Raw genomic sequence first — 14,752 nt, 5'->3', positions numbered from 1 at the left:
CCGTCTCTAAGCAGTCTCGTTCCCGTCGCATCTATCTATTGGCATTCTGGAGGCGTAGATGAAAGCGCTCACTTGGCACGGCAAAGGCGACATAAGATGCGAAAGCGTCCCCGATCCGGCAATTCGGGAAGGGCGCGATGCGATTATCAAAGTGACTGCCTGCGCGATTTGCGGTTCTGATCTTCACCTCTATGACGGCGTGATGCCGGCGATGCATAGTGGCGATATCGTCGGTCACGAAACCATGGGTGAGGTCGTCGAAATCGGCAAGGACAATCGCAAGCTCAAGGTTGGCGATCGCGTTGTCGTCCCCTTCACCATCTCCTGCGGCGAATGCTTCTTTTGTCGGAATGGCTTCTACTCGGGATGTGAACGAACCAATCCCGATGCCGCGGCAGCCGCGAAACTGTGGGGCCAATCGCCCGCCGGTCTATTCGGCTATTCCCATCTTCTCGGCGGCTATGCAGGCGGACAAGCGGAATATCTGCGTGTACCTTATGCGGATGTAGGGCCAATCAAGATCGAGAGCGGCCTGAGCGATGAACAAGTTCTATTCCTCTCCGATATCTTTCCGACCGGCTATATGGCCGCTGAATTCTGCGACATCAAAGGTGGCGAGACGATCGCGATCTGGGGCTGCGGTCCGGTAGGACAAATGGCGATCCGCAGCGCCTTTCTGCTGGGAGCGGCGCGCGTCCTGGCGGTCGACCGCGTGCCGGAACGGCTCGCCCTCGCCCGCGAAGCCGGCGCGGTCACCATCGACTTCTCGGAAGAAGAGGTGAGCGAGCGCATCCGCGACCTGACCAAGGGGCGCGGGGCCGATGCCTGCATCGACGCCGTCGGCACCGAACCGGACATTGGCAGTGGCATCGATACTGTTGTCGATCGCGCCAAGATGGCCGTGCTTCTCGGCACCGACCGTCCGCACGTTCTGCGCCAGGCAATACAATGCTGCCGCAATTTCGGCATCGTCTCCATTGTCGGTGTTTATGGCGGCGTGCTCGACAATGTACCGATGGGCTCGGCCATCAATCGGGGGCTGACCTTCAAGATGGCGCAGACACCGGTCCAGCGTTACCTGCCCCATTTACTGCAGCGGATCGAGAACGGCGACATTGATCCCTCCTTCGTCATTACCCATCGGGCAAGGTTGGAAGATGGACCGACGCTCTACAAGAAATTCCGCGACAAGGAAGACGGCTGCATCAAAGTCGTCATGAAACCCTAGGGAAATTGCTCGCGAAGGAGAATGCCATGGCCGGGAACCCTTTGGCTGTCGTAACCGGGGCGTCAAGCGGCATTGGATATGAGCTGGCGAAGATCTGCGCGCAGCGCGGGTTCGATCTCGCGATTGCGGCGGATGAGCCTGCCATTCACACCGTGGCCGATGAGCTGCGCAAGCTGGGCGGAAAAGCGGTTGATGCTGTCGAGACGGATCTGGCAACGATGGAGGGCGTGGATGAGTTCCATCGCGCCATCCAGGCCATGCAGCAGCCGGTCGCGGCACTGCTCGCCAATGCAGGCCATGGCCTTGGCCACGCTTTCCTCGATCAGGATTTCACGCGCGCCAAGCATATCGTGGACACCAACATCACGGGCACGATCTATCTCATCCATCTGATCGGCAAGGAGATGCGCCGAAACAAGGACGGCAGGATCCTGATTACCGGTTCCATCGCCGGCTATATCCCCGGCAGCTATCAGGCGGTCTATAATGGCACCAAAGCCTTCATCGACAACTTCTCTTTCGCCTTACGCGAGGAACTGAAAGATTCCCGCGTGACCGTCACCTGCCTGATGCCGGGCGCGACGGATACCAATTTCTTCCGGCGGGCAGAGATGCTGGACACCGAGATCGGTCGCGGCGAAAAGGACAGCGCGGCGGAGGTAGCAGAAGCCGGCTTCGAAGCCATGATGAAAGGCGAAGGCGATATCGTGACCGGTTGGAAGAACAAGCTGCAAACGACGCTGGCAAATGTCACGCCGGCTGAACTCCTGGCGATGCAGCATCGCAAGCAGGCTGCGCCGCCCGAAGCGAAGCACTGATATCGCGAGCAGGTGATTTCGATGAGCAGAATCCTGATGCCGGTCAGCCGGCGTGGATTTTCCGCGTGGCTGGGCGCGGCCGCGGCGTCGCTTACCTGCGTCTGCGGGCGGGCGGCGGCGCAAAATACCACGCCTTCGGATATCCAGCCTGGCGCGATCCCCGGTGCGGAGAAATCCACCAAAAGCGAGATGCTCGGCATCGGCGCCGATCTGCTCCAAGGCAAATCACCGATCCATGCCATCAACATGTATTTGAACGGCTTCCACTTCTATGCCGACGACATGGGCCGGCAGGTCGAGGCGCATCATTTCTGCGCGCATGTCAACGAAGAGTTCTTCCAGTGCGTGATTTATGATGGCAACACAGCCGATTCCCGCTTGATCGGCATCGAATACATCGTCTCGGCCCGCATCTTCAACTCCCTGCCCGCTGAGGAGAAGCCGCTTTGGCACAGCCACCGTCACGAGACTACATCCGGCGAATTGTTGATGCCCGGCATTCCGGCGCCGGTCGTACATACGGCAATCGCTAGCCTGGTTTCCACCTATGGCAAGACCTGGCATACCTGGCAGATCGACCGCGACACCTCCCTGCCGCTCGGCATCCCTCAGTTGATGATGGGTTTCACCGCAGACGGCCAGCTCAAGTCCGAGATGATCCAGAAGCGGGACAAGGAGCTGGACATGTCCACGATGGATGCCAAGCGACGCCGCGAAGATCTGGCGGCCTCGGCGCCGCAGGTTCTCTCGGGCGCGGATGCCTGGCAGAACGGCAAATCACGCCAATTGGCGCTCCGTGAAGTCGCGCTGAAGAACCGCAGCTGAAAAATACCTCTCGCTGACAATGAGCCCGCGTTTCACTGGTTATTCTTCGAAGTGAATGGCACCAGCGTGTCACGCGAAGCAACGCTGCTTGCGCGGAAATGATAATCCTCCAGGGAGAAGCACTGCATCGGCCGGCCCGGCACATTGAGCGGGAAGATGCCGAATTCAACTGTGCAAGCCGCACCCCGCATGGTCGGCCAGATATATTTGCCAAGAAAGCTAGATCGCGACGACCAGGCCTGATGATAGGAGTCCCGCCCTTCCTTGATCCAGGGGGATTGCGAATTACCCAGCTGATCGAGATAACGACCGGTCAAATCGCCGCACATCTCGACCACCTTTGTTCCGGTCAGCCGGTAGAACACACGGAACGGCTCCGGTTCGATTTCCGCGACAAGCAGATAAGGCAGGATATGTTTGAGATCGGCGAGGTCGAAGTCGTTCCGCTCGGGCAGAGCGCGACCGGCCTTTTTCGTTTCCCAATAGTCGGCAAGAAAACGAAGCCGCCAGGACTGCGCTTCATCGAGGGCCAAGGGCCATATGCAAGTAAACATCGCGCCGCTTTCGTCGCACCAAATTGCCCCATTCTGCGACTAGGACGCTAAGAAAGAGATAATGCGCCCTTCATGCTGGCCGGTTCAGGCGCGCTTTGTTCATCCCACGATGTTGCTTCAGGGACCATCCCCGGCCGGCTTCTGTTGGCACATAATAATGGGCGGCGAGAGGGCGTTGAGGAAACCGTTGGCTGCATAGATCTGCATATTCGCCACACCCGGCGGCAACAGGAAGGAGCCCTGCGCAACTTTCGTCGAGCTGTCGGTCTTCAGCAAAGCCCAGCTATAGCTGCAAAGCTGGGGCGGCGCATGGGGGTCGAGATGGCTGCATAACAGCTCCGCCGCATTCATCATGACGGCGCCGCCGCAGCTCACCAGGGACGCAGCGGACACAGGCGAGGCGGGCAGCGACGACAGGAAGCCGGCCACCGACATCGCCAAAATCAACCCTAAAGCTAGTCTTTTAACCATATTCCCGGGCATAGCTGCCTTACGTCACCAGCATTACTTTTCTTAACTATCCAGCATGCTTTCTATAGCAACCCATGTCATAAGTATGCTTATGACAAGGCTCGCAATCATTTTCGACATGCCCTGCTCCAGGAGGCTGTCCGATGAATAACGCCCCGACTCTCGGCTTCATTCTGCACGATGTCGCACGGCTGCTGCGCAAGCGCTTCGAGCAGCGCGCGCGCTCTCTTGGGCTGACACGGTCGCAATGGCAGACGCTCGCCTATCTCAACGTCAACGAAGGCATCCACCAGGGCGGGCTGGCGGAAATCCTGGAAATCGAGGCGATCACCCTGGTGCGCATCCTCGACAAGCTGGAAGAACGTGGCCTGATCGAGCGGCGCCAGCATCCGACCGACCGGCGCATCTGGCTACTGTTCCTGCGCGAGGAAGCGCGGCCGCTGATCAAGAAGATGCAGAAGATCGGCGATGCGACGCGGGCCGAAGCCCTGGAAGGCCTCAGCGATGAGGACCGCGCCTTCCTGTTGGGAAGCCTGACGCGCATGAAGACCAATCTGATCGATGCCTGCACCCGGCCGGTCGACGATCCAGTGGATCGTGCCGCGGGAGCCAAGGACCGCAAAAATGCCTGAAGGCAATTCATCCGAACGCGCCACCCCGTCCTCCGCGCCGATGGAGCCATCAAATTGGGTTGAGTCGGATCCACCCCGCGCGACTGAGCAGGACGACAGCAACGAAACACAACCTGCATCCGGCGAGGCGGAACGCCTTCGCATGACGGAACGCCCCCTGCCGCCCCTTACGACCGACATGAACAAGATCACCCCGAAATCCAAACGCCGTCTGCTTCGCCCACTTCTCTTCGCCCTGCTGCCTGTTGCATTGGTCGCCGGCGGCTACATCTACGTAACGGGCGGCGAGGTCATGTCGACCGACAACGCCTATGTGCAAGCCGATACCGTCGGCATTTCCACCGACGTCGCCGGCACCGTCGATTCCATCGAGGTACATGACAACGAAGTCGTCAAGAGAGGCCAGGTTCTTTTCCGCCTGCGGGACAGAGCCTTCCGCATCGCTTTGGAAAGCGCGCAGGGACAGCTCGGCACGGTGCGCAACCAGATCCTGACGCTGAAAGCCACCTATACCCAGGCCTTGGCAGAAATTGCCCAGGCCGAAGCCGACATTCCCTATTACCAGACGAACTTCAAGCGGCAGCAGGATCTGGCCGGCAGCCCGGCTTATTCGCGCGCGGCCTATGACAAGGCGCATCAGGACCTGATCGCCGCACAGCAACGGGTGAACGTGGCCAAGGCGGAGGCGGAAGCGGCGCTGGCCCAGCTCAGCAACGATCCGAACCAGCCGGTCGAGCAGAACCCCTTCTATATCCAGGCTCAGGCCGGTGTCGATGAAGCACAGCGCCAGTTGGACCATACGGTGGTGCGTGCGCCCTTCGACGGCATCGTGACCAATGTCCCCGCGCTGCAGGTCGGCGCCTATCTGAAAGCGGCACAGCAGGCCTTCAGCCTCGTCTCCACCGAGAATATGTGGATCGAAGCCAGCCCCAAGGAAACCGAACTGACCTATGTCCGGCCCGGCCAGCCGGTGAGGATCACGGTCGATACCTATCCCGGCATCGAATGGAATGGCACGGTGGGCAGCATCAGCCCTGCTTCCGGTTCCAGCTTCTCTTTGCTGCCGGCGCAGAACACCACCGGCAACTGGGTGAAGGTGGTTCAACGGATCCCCATGATCGTCAAGCTCGGCGATCTCGCAAACAAGCCGCAATTGCGCGTCGGCATGAGCGTCATCGTTGCGGTTGATACCGGCCATCCCCGGGGTCTGCCGACTTTCATCACCGACCTTTTCGGCAGCTCGCATAAGAACACCGATGACAGCGAGCCGGGCAATCAACAGATCAGCAAGGGGCAGACGGGCGTTAAGGAGCAGGCGGGCGACAGCCATGGCTAATACGGCAACGGCCGGGGGTAGCACGGTCGGGGGTAGCGTCATGCCGGTCATCGCCAACCGGGGCATGATCACCGCCTGCGTCATTCTTGCCGTCATTATGCAGGCGCTCGATACGACGATTGCCAATGTCGCCCTGCCCTATATCCAGGGCAGCGTCTCCGCCAGCTCTGACCAGATCAACTGGGTCCTCACCTCCTATATCGTCGCGGCGGCGATCATGACGCCGCCTTCGGGCTTCCTGTCGAACCGCTTCGGCCGCAAGCGCGTGCTGCTGGTCGCGATCGCCGGCTTCGTCGTTGCCTCGATGCTTTGCGGCTTCTCGCAATCGCTGTTCGAAATCGTGCTGTTCCGCCTGATGCAGGGCCTGTTCGGTGCCGCTTTGGTACCGCTCTCCCAAGGCATCCTGCTCGACATCTATTCCGCCGAGGAGCGGGGATCGGCGATGGCCGTCTTCGGCGTTTCCGTCATGGTTGGGCCGGTTCTCGGCCCGGTGATCGGCGGCTGGCTCACCGATAATGTGAGCTGGCGCTGGGTCTTCTACATCAACCTACCGATCGGTCTCATTGCCTTCGCCGGCATCATGATCTTCGTCGAGGAAACCAAGCTCGATGCCCGCGCCAAACTGGACTGGCTGGGTTTCGGCACGCTCAGCCTTGCCATCGCGGCCTTGCAGTTGTTCCTGGATCGCGGCGAGCAGCTCGACTGGTTCTCCTCCGGCGAAATCATCATCGAAGCGGTGGTTTCCGCCTCGGCGTTCTACATCTTTCTCGTCCACACCTTGACGGCGGAGAAATCCTTCGTCAATCCACGCTTGTTCCTCGACCGGAACTTCGCCGTCAGCATGTTCTTCATCTTCATCGTCGGCGTCACCTATCTGGCGTCGCTCGCCTTGATGACCCCCTATCTGCAGACGCTGATGGGCTATCCCGTGACCACGGCGGGCATCGTCATGGGGCCGCGTGGCCTCGGCACCATGGTCTGCATGTTCCTCATGGGGAAGCTGATCGGCAAGATCGATACCCGTATCCTGCTTGCCATCGGCCTCGGCCTCACCGCCTGGGCGATGTATGACATGACGGGCTGGACGCCGGATGTGTCGCAATGGACCATCATCTCGGTCGGCTTCATTCAGGGCGCCGGTCTCGGCTTCCTTTTCGTGCCGCTGACCACCATCGCTTTCGCTACCCTGCCGGCACAGATGCGCGGCGAGGGAACCGGTCTCTATAATCTTTCACGCAATATCGGCTCAAGCGCCGGCATTTCCGTCGTCACCTCGCTGATCACCGAGAATACGCAGATGAATCACGAGACGATCGGCGCCTATGTCACCCATTTCAACCATTCTTTCTTCGCCCCGGCGGCCGAGAGCATGAGCCCTCTCACCGCAGCGGGACGCGCCTCCCTCAACGAAGTCATCACCAATCAGGCGACGATCATCGCCTATATCGACGATTTCAAGCTGCTGATGATCATGTCTCTCGTCGCCATGCCGCTGGTCATCTTCCTGCGCGAGCCCAAATCAGCACCCGATATGGAGCATGCCGCGATCATCGATTGATGGCAGATTGCGTCATGGCCGGCCGAGGCTGTGATAGGAAAAGCCCATTCCACGCATCTTATCCGGATCGTAGATATTACGGAAATCGATGATCAGCGGGGCATGCAATGTCGCCTTGATACGGTCGAGATCGAGGGCGCGGAACAAATTCCATTCCGTGAGCAGCACCAGACCATCGGCCTTGGCTGCGGCCTCATAGGGATCGCGGCAGCAATCGATGCCAGGAATGAGCTTCGCTGCCTCCGCCATGCCGGCCGGGTCAAAGCATTGCAGCTTGATGCCGCGTTCCAGCAAGCGCGGCAGGATGGTGAGGGCCGGGCTTTCACGCATGTCGTCGGTATTCGGTTTAAAGGTGAGACCAAGCACGGCCAATTTTTTTCCGGAGGACGGCGTTCCGAGCGCGTCCAGGATGCGGTCGACCATGGAGCGCTTGCGCGCCTCATTGACGCGGATTACCGTCTCCACAAGGTCGACGGGCGCACCGCACTCACGCGCGAAAGTGGCCAGGGCCATCGTATCCTTCGGAAAGCAGGAGCCGCCATAACCGGGCCCCGGATGCAGGAATTTCGGTCCGATACGATGGTCGAGTCCCATTGCCTTGGCAAGGACATGTACGTCGCCGCCGACTTTCTCGCACAGATCCGCCATCTGGTTGATGAAGGTGATCTTCATCGCCAGAAAGGCATTGGACGCGTATTTGATCAGTTCGGCGGTTTCGAGATCGGCGAAAATGATGGGCGTCTCGATCAGATGAAGCGGCCGATAGAGTTGCTGCAGCATCTGCCGCGCCCGTTCGCCCTCGACGCCGATGACGACGCGGTTCGGCCGCATGAAATCCTCGATCGCCGAGCCCTCGCGCAGAAATTCAGGATTTGCCGCGACGTCGAATTTGCAATCGGGCCGGAGACGCCGCAGGACCCGCTCGACCCGCCGCGTGGTTCCGACCGGCACGGTCGACTTGGTCACCACCACTTTATAGCCAACGGCATGTGCCGCAATCATCTCCGCCGCGGCAATGACGAAGCTGACATCAGCCTCCCCATTGCCCCGCCGCGACGGCGTGCCGACCGCGATGAAAATGACATCCGCTGCCCGGATCGCCTCCCCCGCATCGGTGGTGAAATGCAGCCGCTCGTACTGCAGGCCCAGTTGCACCAGGGCTTTCAGGCCGGGTTCGAAGATCGGCACTTCGCCCTTGGCAAGAGCTGCGATCTTCCGCTCATCCGTATCAACGCAGGTAATCTGAAAGCCGAATTCCGCAAAGCAGGCACCGGTCACCAGACCCACATAGCCCGCGCCAAGGATCGCCACCCTCATCCTTCGTCTCCGTTCTAACTCGTCCCATTCCCACGCATCCGGGCCGTTATTCGACCGTAACGCTCTTCGCTAAATTGCGCGGTTGATCGATATCGGTGCCCTTGGCGACAGCGGCGTAATAGGCCAGGAGCTGCAAGGGCACGGCATAGAGGATCGGCGCGACGAAGGGATCGACCTGCGGCAATTCCAGTGCATGCGTCGCACCATGCCCTGCCCTGGCGATGCCTTCCGCATCGGAAATGAGGATGATGCGGCCGCCCCGTGCGTGTACCTCCTGCAGATTAGAGGTGGTCTTCTCAAAAAGGTTGTCATGCGGCGCGAGGATGACGACCGGTACATTCCCGTCGATCAAGGCGATAGGGCCGTGCTTCATCTCACCGGCGGCATATCCCTCCGCGTGGATGTAAGTGATTTCCTTGAGCTTCAGCGCCCCTTCCAAGGCAAGCGGATAAGCCGAGCCGCGACCCAGGAACAGCACGGTCCGCGCCTTCGATATCTCCGCGGCGACTTTCTGTAGATGATCGTCGTTGTCCAAGACCTCGGCAACTTTCCCCGGCAGGCTGACCAGGGCATTGTAGAGTTCAACCTCATGCCGCAGATCGATGACCTGCCGCGCTTTGGCGGCAGCAAGTACAAGCGCCGCCAGGACGGTGAGCTGTGCGGTGAAAGCCTTGGTTGAGGCGACACCGATTTCCGGCCCTGCCAGGATTGGCAAGACGATATCGGCCTCACGTCCGATCGAACTTTCCAGGACATTGAGGATGGCGACGATTTCATTTCCTTGCGCCTTGGCATAGCGCAAGGCCGCTAGTGTATCGGCGGTTTCACCGGACTGGGAAATGACCAGCGTCGCGCCGTTGGCCGGCAGCGGTGTGTTGCGGTAGCGGAATTCCGAGGCGACGTCGATCTCCACTGGCAGGCGCGCTATCTGCTCGAACCAGTATTTGGCGACGAAACCGGCGAGATAGGCGGTGCCGCAGGCGGTGATGGTCAAGCGGTCGAGTTTGGCGAAGTCGAGCGGCATGGCCGGCAGTTTGATGCGGCGCTTATTCGGATCGAGAAAGACCTGCAGGGTCTTGCCGATGACCGCCGGCTGTTCGGCGATCTCCTTCATCATGAAATGGCGATAATTTCCCTTGCCGATGACCGCGCCCGAAAGCGCCGTCTGCTGAACCTTCCGGCTGACCCGACGATCGTGGTTGAAGAACCGCGCTCCTTCCGGCGTCAGCACCGCCCAATCGTCTTCCTGAAGATAGGTGATGCGGTTGGACAGGGGCGCCAAGGCAATCGCATCGGAGCCGAGATACATAGCCCCCGTCCCATAGCCGATTGCCAGGGGCGAACCGCGCCGTGCGCCGATGATCAGATCTGGCCACCCGGCGAAGAGGATGGCCAAAGCAAAGGCGCCTTCCAGCCGGCCCATCCCGGCTGCCACCGCCTCCTCCGGCGTCTTGCCCTCGTCGAGATATTGCGTCAGCAAATGGGCGATCGTCTCGGTATCGGTTTCCGTCACGAAACTATGGCCGGCGGCAGCCAGTTCTTCACGGAGCTCCTGGAAATTCTCGATGATGCCGTTATGCACGAGCGCCACTTTGCCGGTGGCGTGGGGATGGGCATTGACCTCGCTGGGGCGACCATGGGTCGCCCAGCGCGTATGACCGATCCCCGTCGTCCCTGTCAGCGGATGTGCGGCAAGCAGCTTTTCCAGATTGGCAAGCTTTCCCTTCGCCCGCCGCCGCTCGATCCGGCCATCGACCAAAGTGGCGATGCCGGCGGAATCGTATCCGCGATATTCCAGTCGCTTCAAGCCATCGAACAGTAGTCCGGAAACATCCGGCCGTCCCAGGATACCGATGATGCCGCACATATCCGGCCTCCGTCATTCCATCAATGCAGCGCGACATTTGGCGAGAGCGTTTGCCGATAGACATCCATGGTCGATTGAATGACGAATTGCTCGTCGAATTCGGCTTCCGCCTTGCGACGTGCAGCTCCACCCAATTGCTGGCGCCGTTCCGGATCGGCGATCAGCGACCGCAGGGCCATTGTCAAAGCCTCAGTGTCGCCCGGCCGAATCAACAAGCCGGTCAAGCCATCCTCCACAATCTCTCGGCACCCTGGCCGGTCCGTGGTGATAAGGGCAGCCGAAGAGGCAGCGGCTTCCAATAGGATGCGCGGAATGCCCTCCGCATAGCGCGACGGCAGCACGACGATGTCGATCGAGGCGAGAAGATGATCGATATCATCCACATGGCCGAGGAAGGTGACATGACCTTCGGCGCGCCAGGCATCGATGGTATCCGGCGGGATGCAATCGGGACTTCCAAGGTCGGGCGTGCCGGCGACGAGAAATTCCGCATCAAGGCCGGATGACGCCAAGCGCCGGGCCGCCTCGACATAGTCCTCCACACCCTTGCTCCAGAGCAGCCGTGTGGCCAACAGGATGCGGCAGCGGTGATCGCGGTCACGCGGCACTGGCTTAAACCGCCGGGTGTCGACACCGGAACCGCGGATCAGTTTGATCTGCGACTGCTTCACCAGACCGGCGGCGGTGAAGGCGGCGATATCATCGGGGTTCTGGAAGATCGTCATGGTCGAGCGCCCGGCCAGCGCTGCCTTGAGCAGCATCCGGACCACAGGCCGCAACAGGCGCGCTTTGGCACTTTGGCTGGAGAAGATATAGCCGAGACCGGCAATCGCGTTCACCTGGCAGTGAATGCCGGCAAGCCGCGCGGCGAGCGAGCCGTGAATGACCGATTTCAACGTGAAGTGATGGACGAGATCCGGCCGTTCCTGCCGGTAGATCGACCATAGAGCGGCGATCGAGCGCAATTCATGCAGGGGATTTGTGCTGTCCCGCTTCATCTTCAAGGGTATCCATCGTACCCCCAGCTCCATGAAGCGTTCCGCAAAGGGTCCTGGCGGCGATACCAGCACGACTTCCCAGTTATAGCGCCGAATGGCGATCGCCAGTTCGCGCCGAAAATTCCAGAGATACCAATCCGTATTCGCAAACAGAATGACTTTCATGAGACCACCCATTCCCACGTTGTTGCGATTCTGAGGCGTTTTTCGATCAGGCTTTCTTCGCTCCTTCCTGCTGCCGCCCCCCCTTCTCTCGTATCGAGCCGAGGACCAGAACGACGGCGAAAAGAAGCCAGAACAGGGAGAAGCGCAGACCTTGATGCGTGATGCCGTAGAGAAAGGGCGGCAAAACATAGAGGAATTGTCCGAGTGAGGTGCCGCGATAGATGCACCAGATGGCCGAGAGGAACAGCGTCAGGCCGACCAGCCCGTAGCTGAACAGAATGGTGGCCATGGTCGAATGAATCTCGAACCGGTCGTCGCTATATTCGCTGTCATCCCAGCGATAGATCGCACCCTCCCCGGCCCCAAGGAGGACATATTGCGGCCAGGCGATGATCCGCAGATAGCCGCGGGCATAGAAGCTGTCATCGTATTGCTGGCCGATGTTGTCGATCCGATTGGTCACATGGTCGACGATCGCCGACTTCTCCAATGCCACATAGCCGATACCCGCCAGCACGATCGCGATGACAAGCATCTTCCTGTTCTTCACCACGTGAATGAAAATTGTCAGGACCGAGGCCAGCATCGCCGCTTTAGAAAGCGAGAGAGCGACGGTATAGCAGAGGCAGATCGGTACCAGCGTCTGCATGTACCAGGGAAATTTCAGCCGATTGGCGATGCTTAAAAAGATGCAGAGCGAGAGCAGCGACCAATAGCCGAGTTGATTAGGATTGTTGAAGGAGATCGTCTGCCGGATCATCTCCTCCTTGTCGGCTAGGAAGGAGGCGCCGGCCTGGAGCACCACAGATGCGGTGGTGGCATAAGCGATGACCACCAACGTTACCTTCGGCTTGAGGAAGCCATAACGCAGGCAAAGAATGACCAGCCCGACATTGAAGACGTAATAGGCCGCGTACAGCATGACCTTTTTGTCGGCTAGGATGGCGGACCAGGTAACATTCACCACGGTCGCATGCACGGCGAAAAGCACCATCCAGCCGGTGAAGGCGCGCGCTTCCTTGCTGAAATACACCCGGCGCTGGAAGGCAAGCAGCGTCAGCATGATGATGAGCAGGAAGTCGCCAACCTGCGGCAGGCCGGAAGGCAGCATGTAAAAAGGCTTCAGCAGGATATAGAGCGCAAGCCCGGACAGCCCCAGCTTGTCGGCAATGCCGAGTGGCGCCTCGGTGGGATCGACCCGTTCGGCTGGCGTGAGGTTGCGTGGCGGCCGGCTTCGCGGCGGGTTCCGCCCCGCTTTCGAGCTCCTGGGGGATATGGTGACTGTCGACGGCGTCATTCCATCCCCCTAACGCACCGACAGGAGCAATTGCGCCCCGGTCAGCAGCAACGACAAAGTTGAAAGAAAGCCCACGGCGCCGAAGCGCGATGCCTTGATCGCCAAGAGGCATTCACAGGCATAAATCAGGACGAGGCCTTGAATGACCAGGCTCGCTATCTGCGTCGCGTTGAATTGGAAAGCCGAGACCGTCAGGGCACCCAAGGCGACGATGACGATCAGGATATCCAGATTGGACAAGCGGAATTCGTCACGCGGCGAAAAGACCAGTACGAAAGTGACGGCGACGCCGATGGAGGCGATCCACAGATGGAACCAAAAGACGTTGAGCCAGGGAAGACCGATCGATGTAGCAAAGAGATAGCTCACATAGATCGACGCCAGATAAGCGGAGAGGCGCCGCGCCATCATCGACCACGGCTTGGAGAAAGCGACGCTGAGAATGGTGAAGAGGGCGAGGCCCAAGGCAAGAATGCCCATATCGACCGAGGGCGGCGCCACGATGCAGGCGCCGAGCACCAGATAGGCAGCGACGGAGATCTTTATATAGAGCAGAAGGAGATTGCGCAGGCTTTGCGGGCAATAGAACCATTTTGACCCGGCATGCTGCTGCCGCTGCTTGTGCTGCCGCAGATAACGATAGGTCACGACGCAGGCGGCGCAAAGGCAGACATAGACGAGGATGATGGTCAAATCGTCCTGGAAACGAAGCTGATAGGCGGCGACCACCATCAGCGATTGGAGGCCATAGATAGCCGCCACCGCCTGATGGTGCTTCAAGCCCAGGTCCAGCAATTTGTAATGGATGTGATTGCGATCCGGCGAAAACGGCGAGCGGCCTTCCCGCAGACGGATGAACATCACCATGGCGGTGTCGAACAGTGACAGGCCCAGAAGCGGCAGAATGGTCGCCGGGCTGACCCGCTCCTGTGACCCGTCGATCAGCAGCATGGCCAGGGCGCCGATGGAGAAGCCGAGGAATTGGCTACCGCCATCGCCCATGAAAACGATCGCCGGATGCGTGTTGTATTTCAGAAAACCAAGAATGCCGCCGATGATCGCCACGGCGATCATGACAACCGGTCCGGTCCCATGGGTCAGCACGGAAAGCATACCCAATGCGGCAAGACTGATCAGAGCGCTGCCGGCGGCGAGGCCGTCCAGACCGTCGATCAGGTTGAAGGCATTGGTGACGCCGATCAGGAAGACCATGGCGACTGCGTATAAGGCGATGCGGCCATAGCCCTCCATGTCCAGCAAGGGGAGCTGATCGAACCCGATGCCGGCCGCGATCGCCGCGGAGGCTCCGGCTGCCTGGCCGAGAAATTTCAGGCGAAAATCGAGATTGAGGCGATCGTCCAGGACGCCGAACACGACAATGATTGTGGCACCGATCAAATATCCGGCTACGGTGATGTCGATGGGCGCGAAGACAAAAATCGGTACCATCGCGCTCAGCACGATGCCGATGCCGCCGACGCGCGGCACGAGGCCGAGATGAATCTTGCGCGCCTCCGGCCGGTCGACCAGACCCAATTGAGGCGCATAGCGCATCAAGATGGGGATCAGAACAACACTGATAAAAAACGACATTATGAAACAGAGCGCGAGCTCCATCATGGCACCTCCGTCGCCTTTTCAGGGCGTCGTGCGCATTCAACTGCTGAGCGAATGTGGTGGTCTTAT

The 14,752-nt window shown here is 59.8% G+C and carries 13 protein-coding genes; 6 read left to right on the top strand and 7 right to left on the bottom strand.

Translation table 11 applies throughout. The features are described from left to right. The first annotated feature begins 58 nt into the window (after positions 1-58). Genes SMD27_RS22675 through SMD27_RS22665 form a run of 3 tightly spaced genes read left to right on the top strand, consistent with a single transcriptional unit; the run spans position 59 to position 2,871 of the window. Positions 59-1,228 carry a zinc-dependent alcohol dehydrogenase gene (locus SMD27_RS22675; protein WP_320510733.1) on the top strand — a complete coding sequence of 390 codons (1,170 nt, stop codon included), beginning with the start codon at positions 59-61 and terminating at the stop codon, positions 1,226-1,228. A 26-nt stretch (positions 1,229-1,254) separates the two neighbouring features. After that, entirely contained in the window at positions 1,255-2,046 is a 792-nt protein-coding gene (locus tag SMD27_RS22670; protein WP_320510732.1) for an SDR family NAD(P)-dependent oxidoreductase, read from the top strand. Between the two features lie 21 nt (positions 2,047-2,067). Beyond that, entirely contained in the window at positions 2,068-2,871 is an 804-nt protein-coding gene (locus SMD27_RS22665) for an OBAP family protein (protein WP_320510731.1), read from the top strand. 32 nt (positions 2,872-2,903) lie between these two features. Here the strand turns inward: SMD27_RS22665 and SMD27_RS22660 are convergent, their stop codons facing one another. Together SMD27_RS22660 and SMD27_RS22655 are read right to left on the bottom strand one after the other, a co-directional pair. Continuing rightward, entirely contained in the window at positions 2,904-3,425 is a 522-nt protein-coding gene (locus SMD27_RS22660) for a PAS domain-containing protein (protein ID WP_320510730.1), read from the bottom strand. Positions 3,426-3,542: 117 nt separating this feature from the next. Then, positions 3,543-3,860: a hypothetical protein gene (locus tag SMD27_RS22655; protein ID WP_320510729.1), complete on the bottom strand. Its 318-nt coding sequence runs from the start codon at positions 3,858-3,860 to the stop codon at positions 3,543-3,545. Between the two features lie 179 nt (positions 3,861-4,039). Between SMD27_RS22655 and SMD27_RS22650 the strand changes: the two genes are divergently transcribed. The 3 genes from SMD27_RS22650 to SMD27_RS22640 all read left to right on the top strand — a co-directional run bounded on the left by SMD27_RS22650 (position 4,040) and on the right by SMD27_RS22640 (position 7,422). Then, the gene (locus tag SMD27_RS22650; RefSeq protein WP_320510728.1) at positions 4,040-4,528 is read left to right on the top strand and encodes a MarR family winged helix-turn-helix transcriptional regulator; all 489 of its coding nucleotides are present in this window, start codon (positions 4,040-4,042) and stop codon (positions 4,526-4,528) included. Between the two features lie 142 nt (positions 4,529-4,670). Beyond that, positions 4,671-5,864 carry an HlyD family secretion protein gene (locus tag SMD27_RS22645; protein WP_320510727.1) on the top strand — a complete coding sequence of 398 codons (1,194 nt, stop codon included), beginning with the start codon at positions 4,671-4,673 and terminating at the stop codon, positions 5,862-5,864. After that, a complete protein-coding gene (locus SMD27_RS22640) occupies positions 5,857-7,422 on the top strand; it encodes a DHA2 family efflux MFS transporter permease subunit (protein WP_320510726.1) in 1,566 nt (521 codons plus the stop codon). The genes SMD27_RS22645 and SMD27_RS22640 overlap by 8 nt, the downstream gene beginning before the upstream one ends. Before the next feature lie 12 nt (positions 7,423-7,434). Here SMD27_RS22640 and SMD27_RS22635 read toward each other — a convergent pair whose 3' ends face one another. The 5 genes from SMD27_RS22635 to SMD27_RS22615 are packed head-to-tail and all read right to left on the bottom strand — an operon-like array spanning position 7,435 to position 14,686. Continuing rightward, the gene (locus tag SMD27_RS22635; RefSeq protein ID WP_320510725.1) at positions 7,435-8,739 is read right to left on the bottom strand and encodes a UDP-glucose dehydrogenase family protein; all 1,305 of its coding nucleotides are present in this window, start codon (positions 8,737-8,739) and stop codon (positions 7,435-7,437) included. Between the two features lie 46 nt (positions 8,740-8,785). Beyond that, on the bottom strand, positions 8,786-10,606 hold the full coding sequence (glmS, locus tag SMD27_RS22630) for a glutamine--fructose-6-phosphate transaminase (isomerizing) (protein ID WP_320510724.1): 1,821 nt from the start codon (positions 10,604-10,606) through the stop codon (positions 8,786-8,788). A gap of 20 nt (positions 10,607-10,626) precedes the next feature. Continuing rightward, on the bottom strand, positions 10,627-11,769 hold the full coding sequence (locus tag SMD27_RS22625; RefSeq protein ID WP_320510723.1) for a glycosyltransferase family 4 protein: 1,143 nt from the start codon (positions 11,767-11,769) through the stop codon (positions 10,627-10,629). A 46-nt stretch (positions 11,770-11,815) separates the two neighbouring features. After that, a complete protein-coding gene (locus tag SMD27_RS22620) occupies positions 11,816-13,066 on the bottom strand; it encodes an O-antigen ligase family protein (protein WP_320510722.1) in 1,251 nt (416 codons plus the stop codon). A gap of 9 nt (positions 13,067-13,075) precedes the next feature. Next, the gene (locus SMD27_RS22615; protein WP_320510721.1) at positions 13,076-14,686 is read right to left on the bottom strand and encodes a glycosyltransferase family 4 protein; all 1,611 of its coding nucleotides are present in this window, start codon (positions 14,684-14,686) and stop codon (positions 13,076-13,078) included. Positions 14,687-14,752 lie beyond the last annotated feature (66 nt).

The organism is Dongia soli, assembly GCF_034044715.1.
Lineage (GTDB): Bacteria > Pseudomonadota > Alphaproteobacteria > Dongiales > Dongiaceae > Dongia_B > Dongia_B soli.
The sequence above is the reverse complement of the archived record's forward strand: the minus strand, read 5'-3'. Positions and strand labels throughout refer to the sequence as shown.

Excerpts from the sequence above, each read along its gene's own strand:
- SMD27_RS22675 (WP_320510733.1), top strand. The coding sequence starts at position 59 with ATGAAAGCGCTCACTTGGCACGGCAAAGGCGACATAAGATGCGAAAGC.
- SMD27_RS22670 (WP_320510732.1), top strand. The coding sequence starts at position 1,255 with ATGGCCGGGAACCCTTTGGCTGTCGTAACCGGGGCGTCAAGCGGCATT.
- SMD27_RS22665 (WP_320510731.1), top strand. The coding sequence starts at position 2,068 with ATGAGCAGAATCCTGATGCCGGTCAGCCGGCGTGGATTTTCCGCGTGG.
- SMD27_RS22660 (WP_320510730.1), bottom strand. The coding sequence starts at position 3,425 with ATGTTTACTTGCATATGGCCCTTGGCCCTCGATGAAGCGCAGTCCTGG.
- SMD27_RS22655 (WP_320510729.1), bottom strand. The coding sequence starts at position 3,860 with ATGTCGGTGGCCGGCTTCCTGTCGTCGCTGCCCGCCTCGCCTGTGTCC.
- SMD27_RS22650 (WP_320510728.1), top strand. The coding sequence starts at position 4,040 with ATGAATAACGCCCCGACTCTCGGCTTCATTCTGCACGATGTCGCACGG.
- SMD27_RS22645 (WP_320510727.1), top strand. The coding sequence starts at position 4,671 with ATGACGGAACGCCCCCTGCCGCCCCTTACGACCGACATGAACAAGATC.
- SMD27_RS22640 (WP_320510726.1), top strand. The coding sequence starts at position 5,857 with ATGGCTAATACGGCAACGGCCGGGGGTAGCACGGTCGGGGGTAGCGTC.
- SMD27_RS22635 (WP_320510725.1), bottom strand. The coding sequence starts at position 8,739 with ATGAGGGTGGCGATCCTTGGCGCGGGCTATGTGGGTCTGGTGACCGGT.
- glmS (WP_320510724.1), bottom strand. The coding sequence starts at position 10,606 with ATGTGCGGCATCATCGGTATCCTGGGACGGCCGGATGTTTCCGGACTA.
- SMD27_RS22625 (WP_320510723.1), bottom strand. The coding sequence starts at position 11,769 with ATGAAAGTCATTCTGTTTGCGAATACGGATTGGTATCTCTGGAATTTT.
- SMD27_RS22620 (WP_320510722.1), bottom strand. The coding sequence starts at position 13,066 with ATGACGCCGTCGACAGTCACCATATCCCCCAGGAGCTCGAAAGCGGGG.
- SMD27_RS22615 (WP_320510721.1), bottom strand. The coding sequence starts at position 14,686 with ATGATGGAGCTCGCGCTCTGTTTCATAATGTCGTTTTTTATCAGTGTT.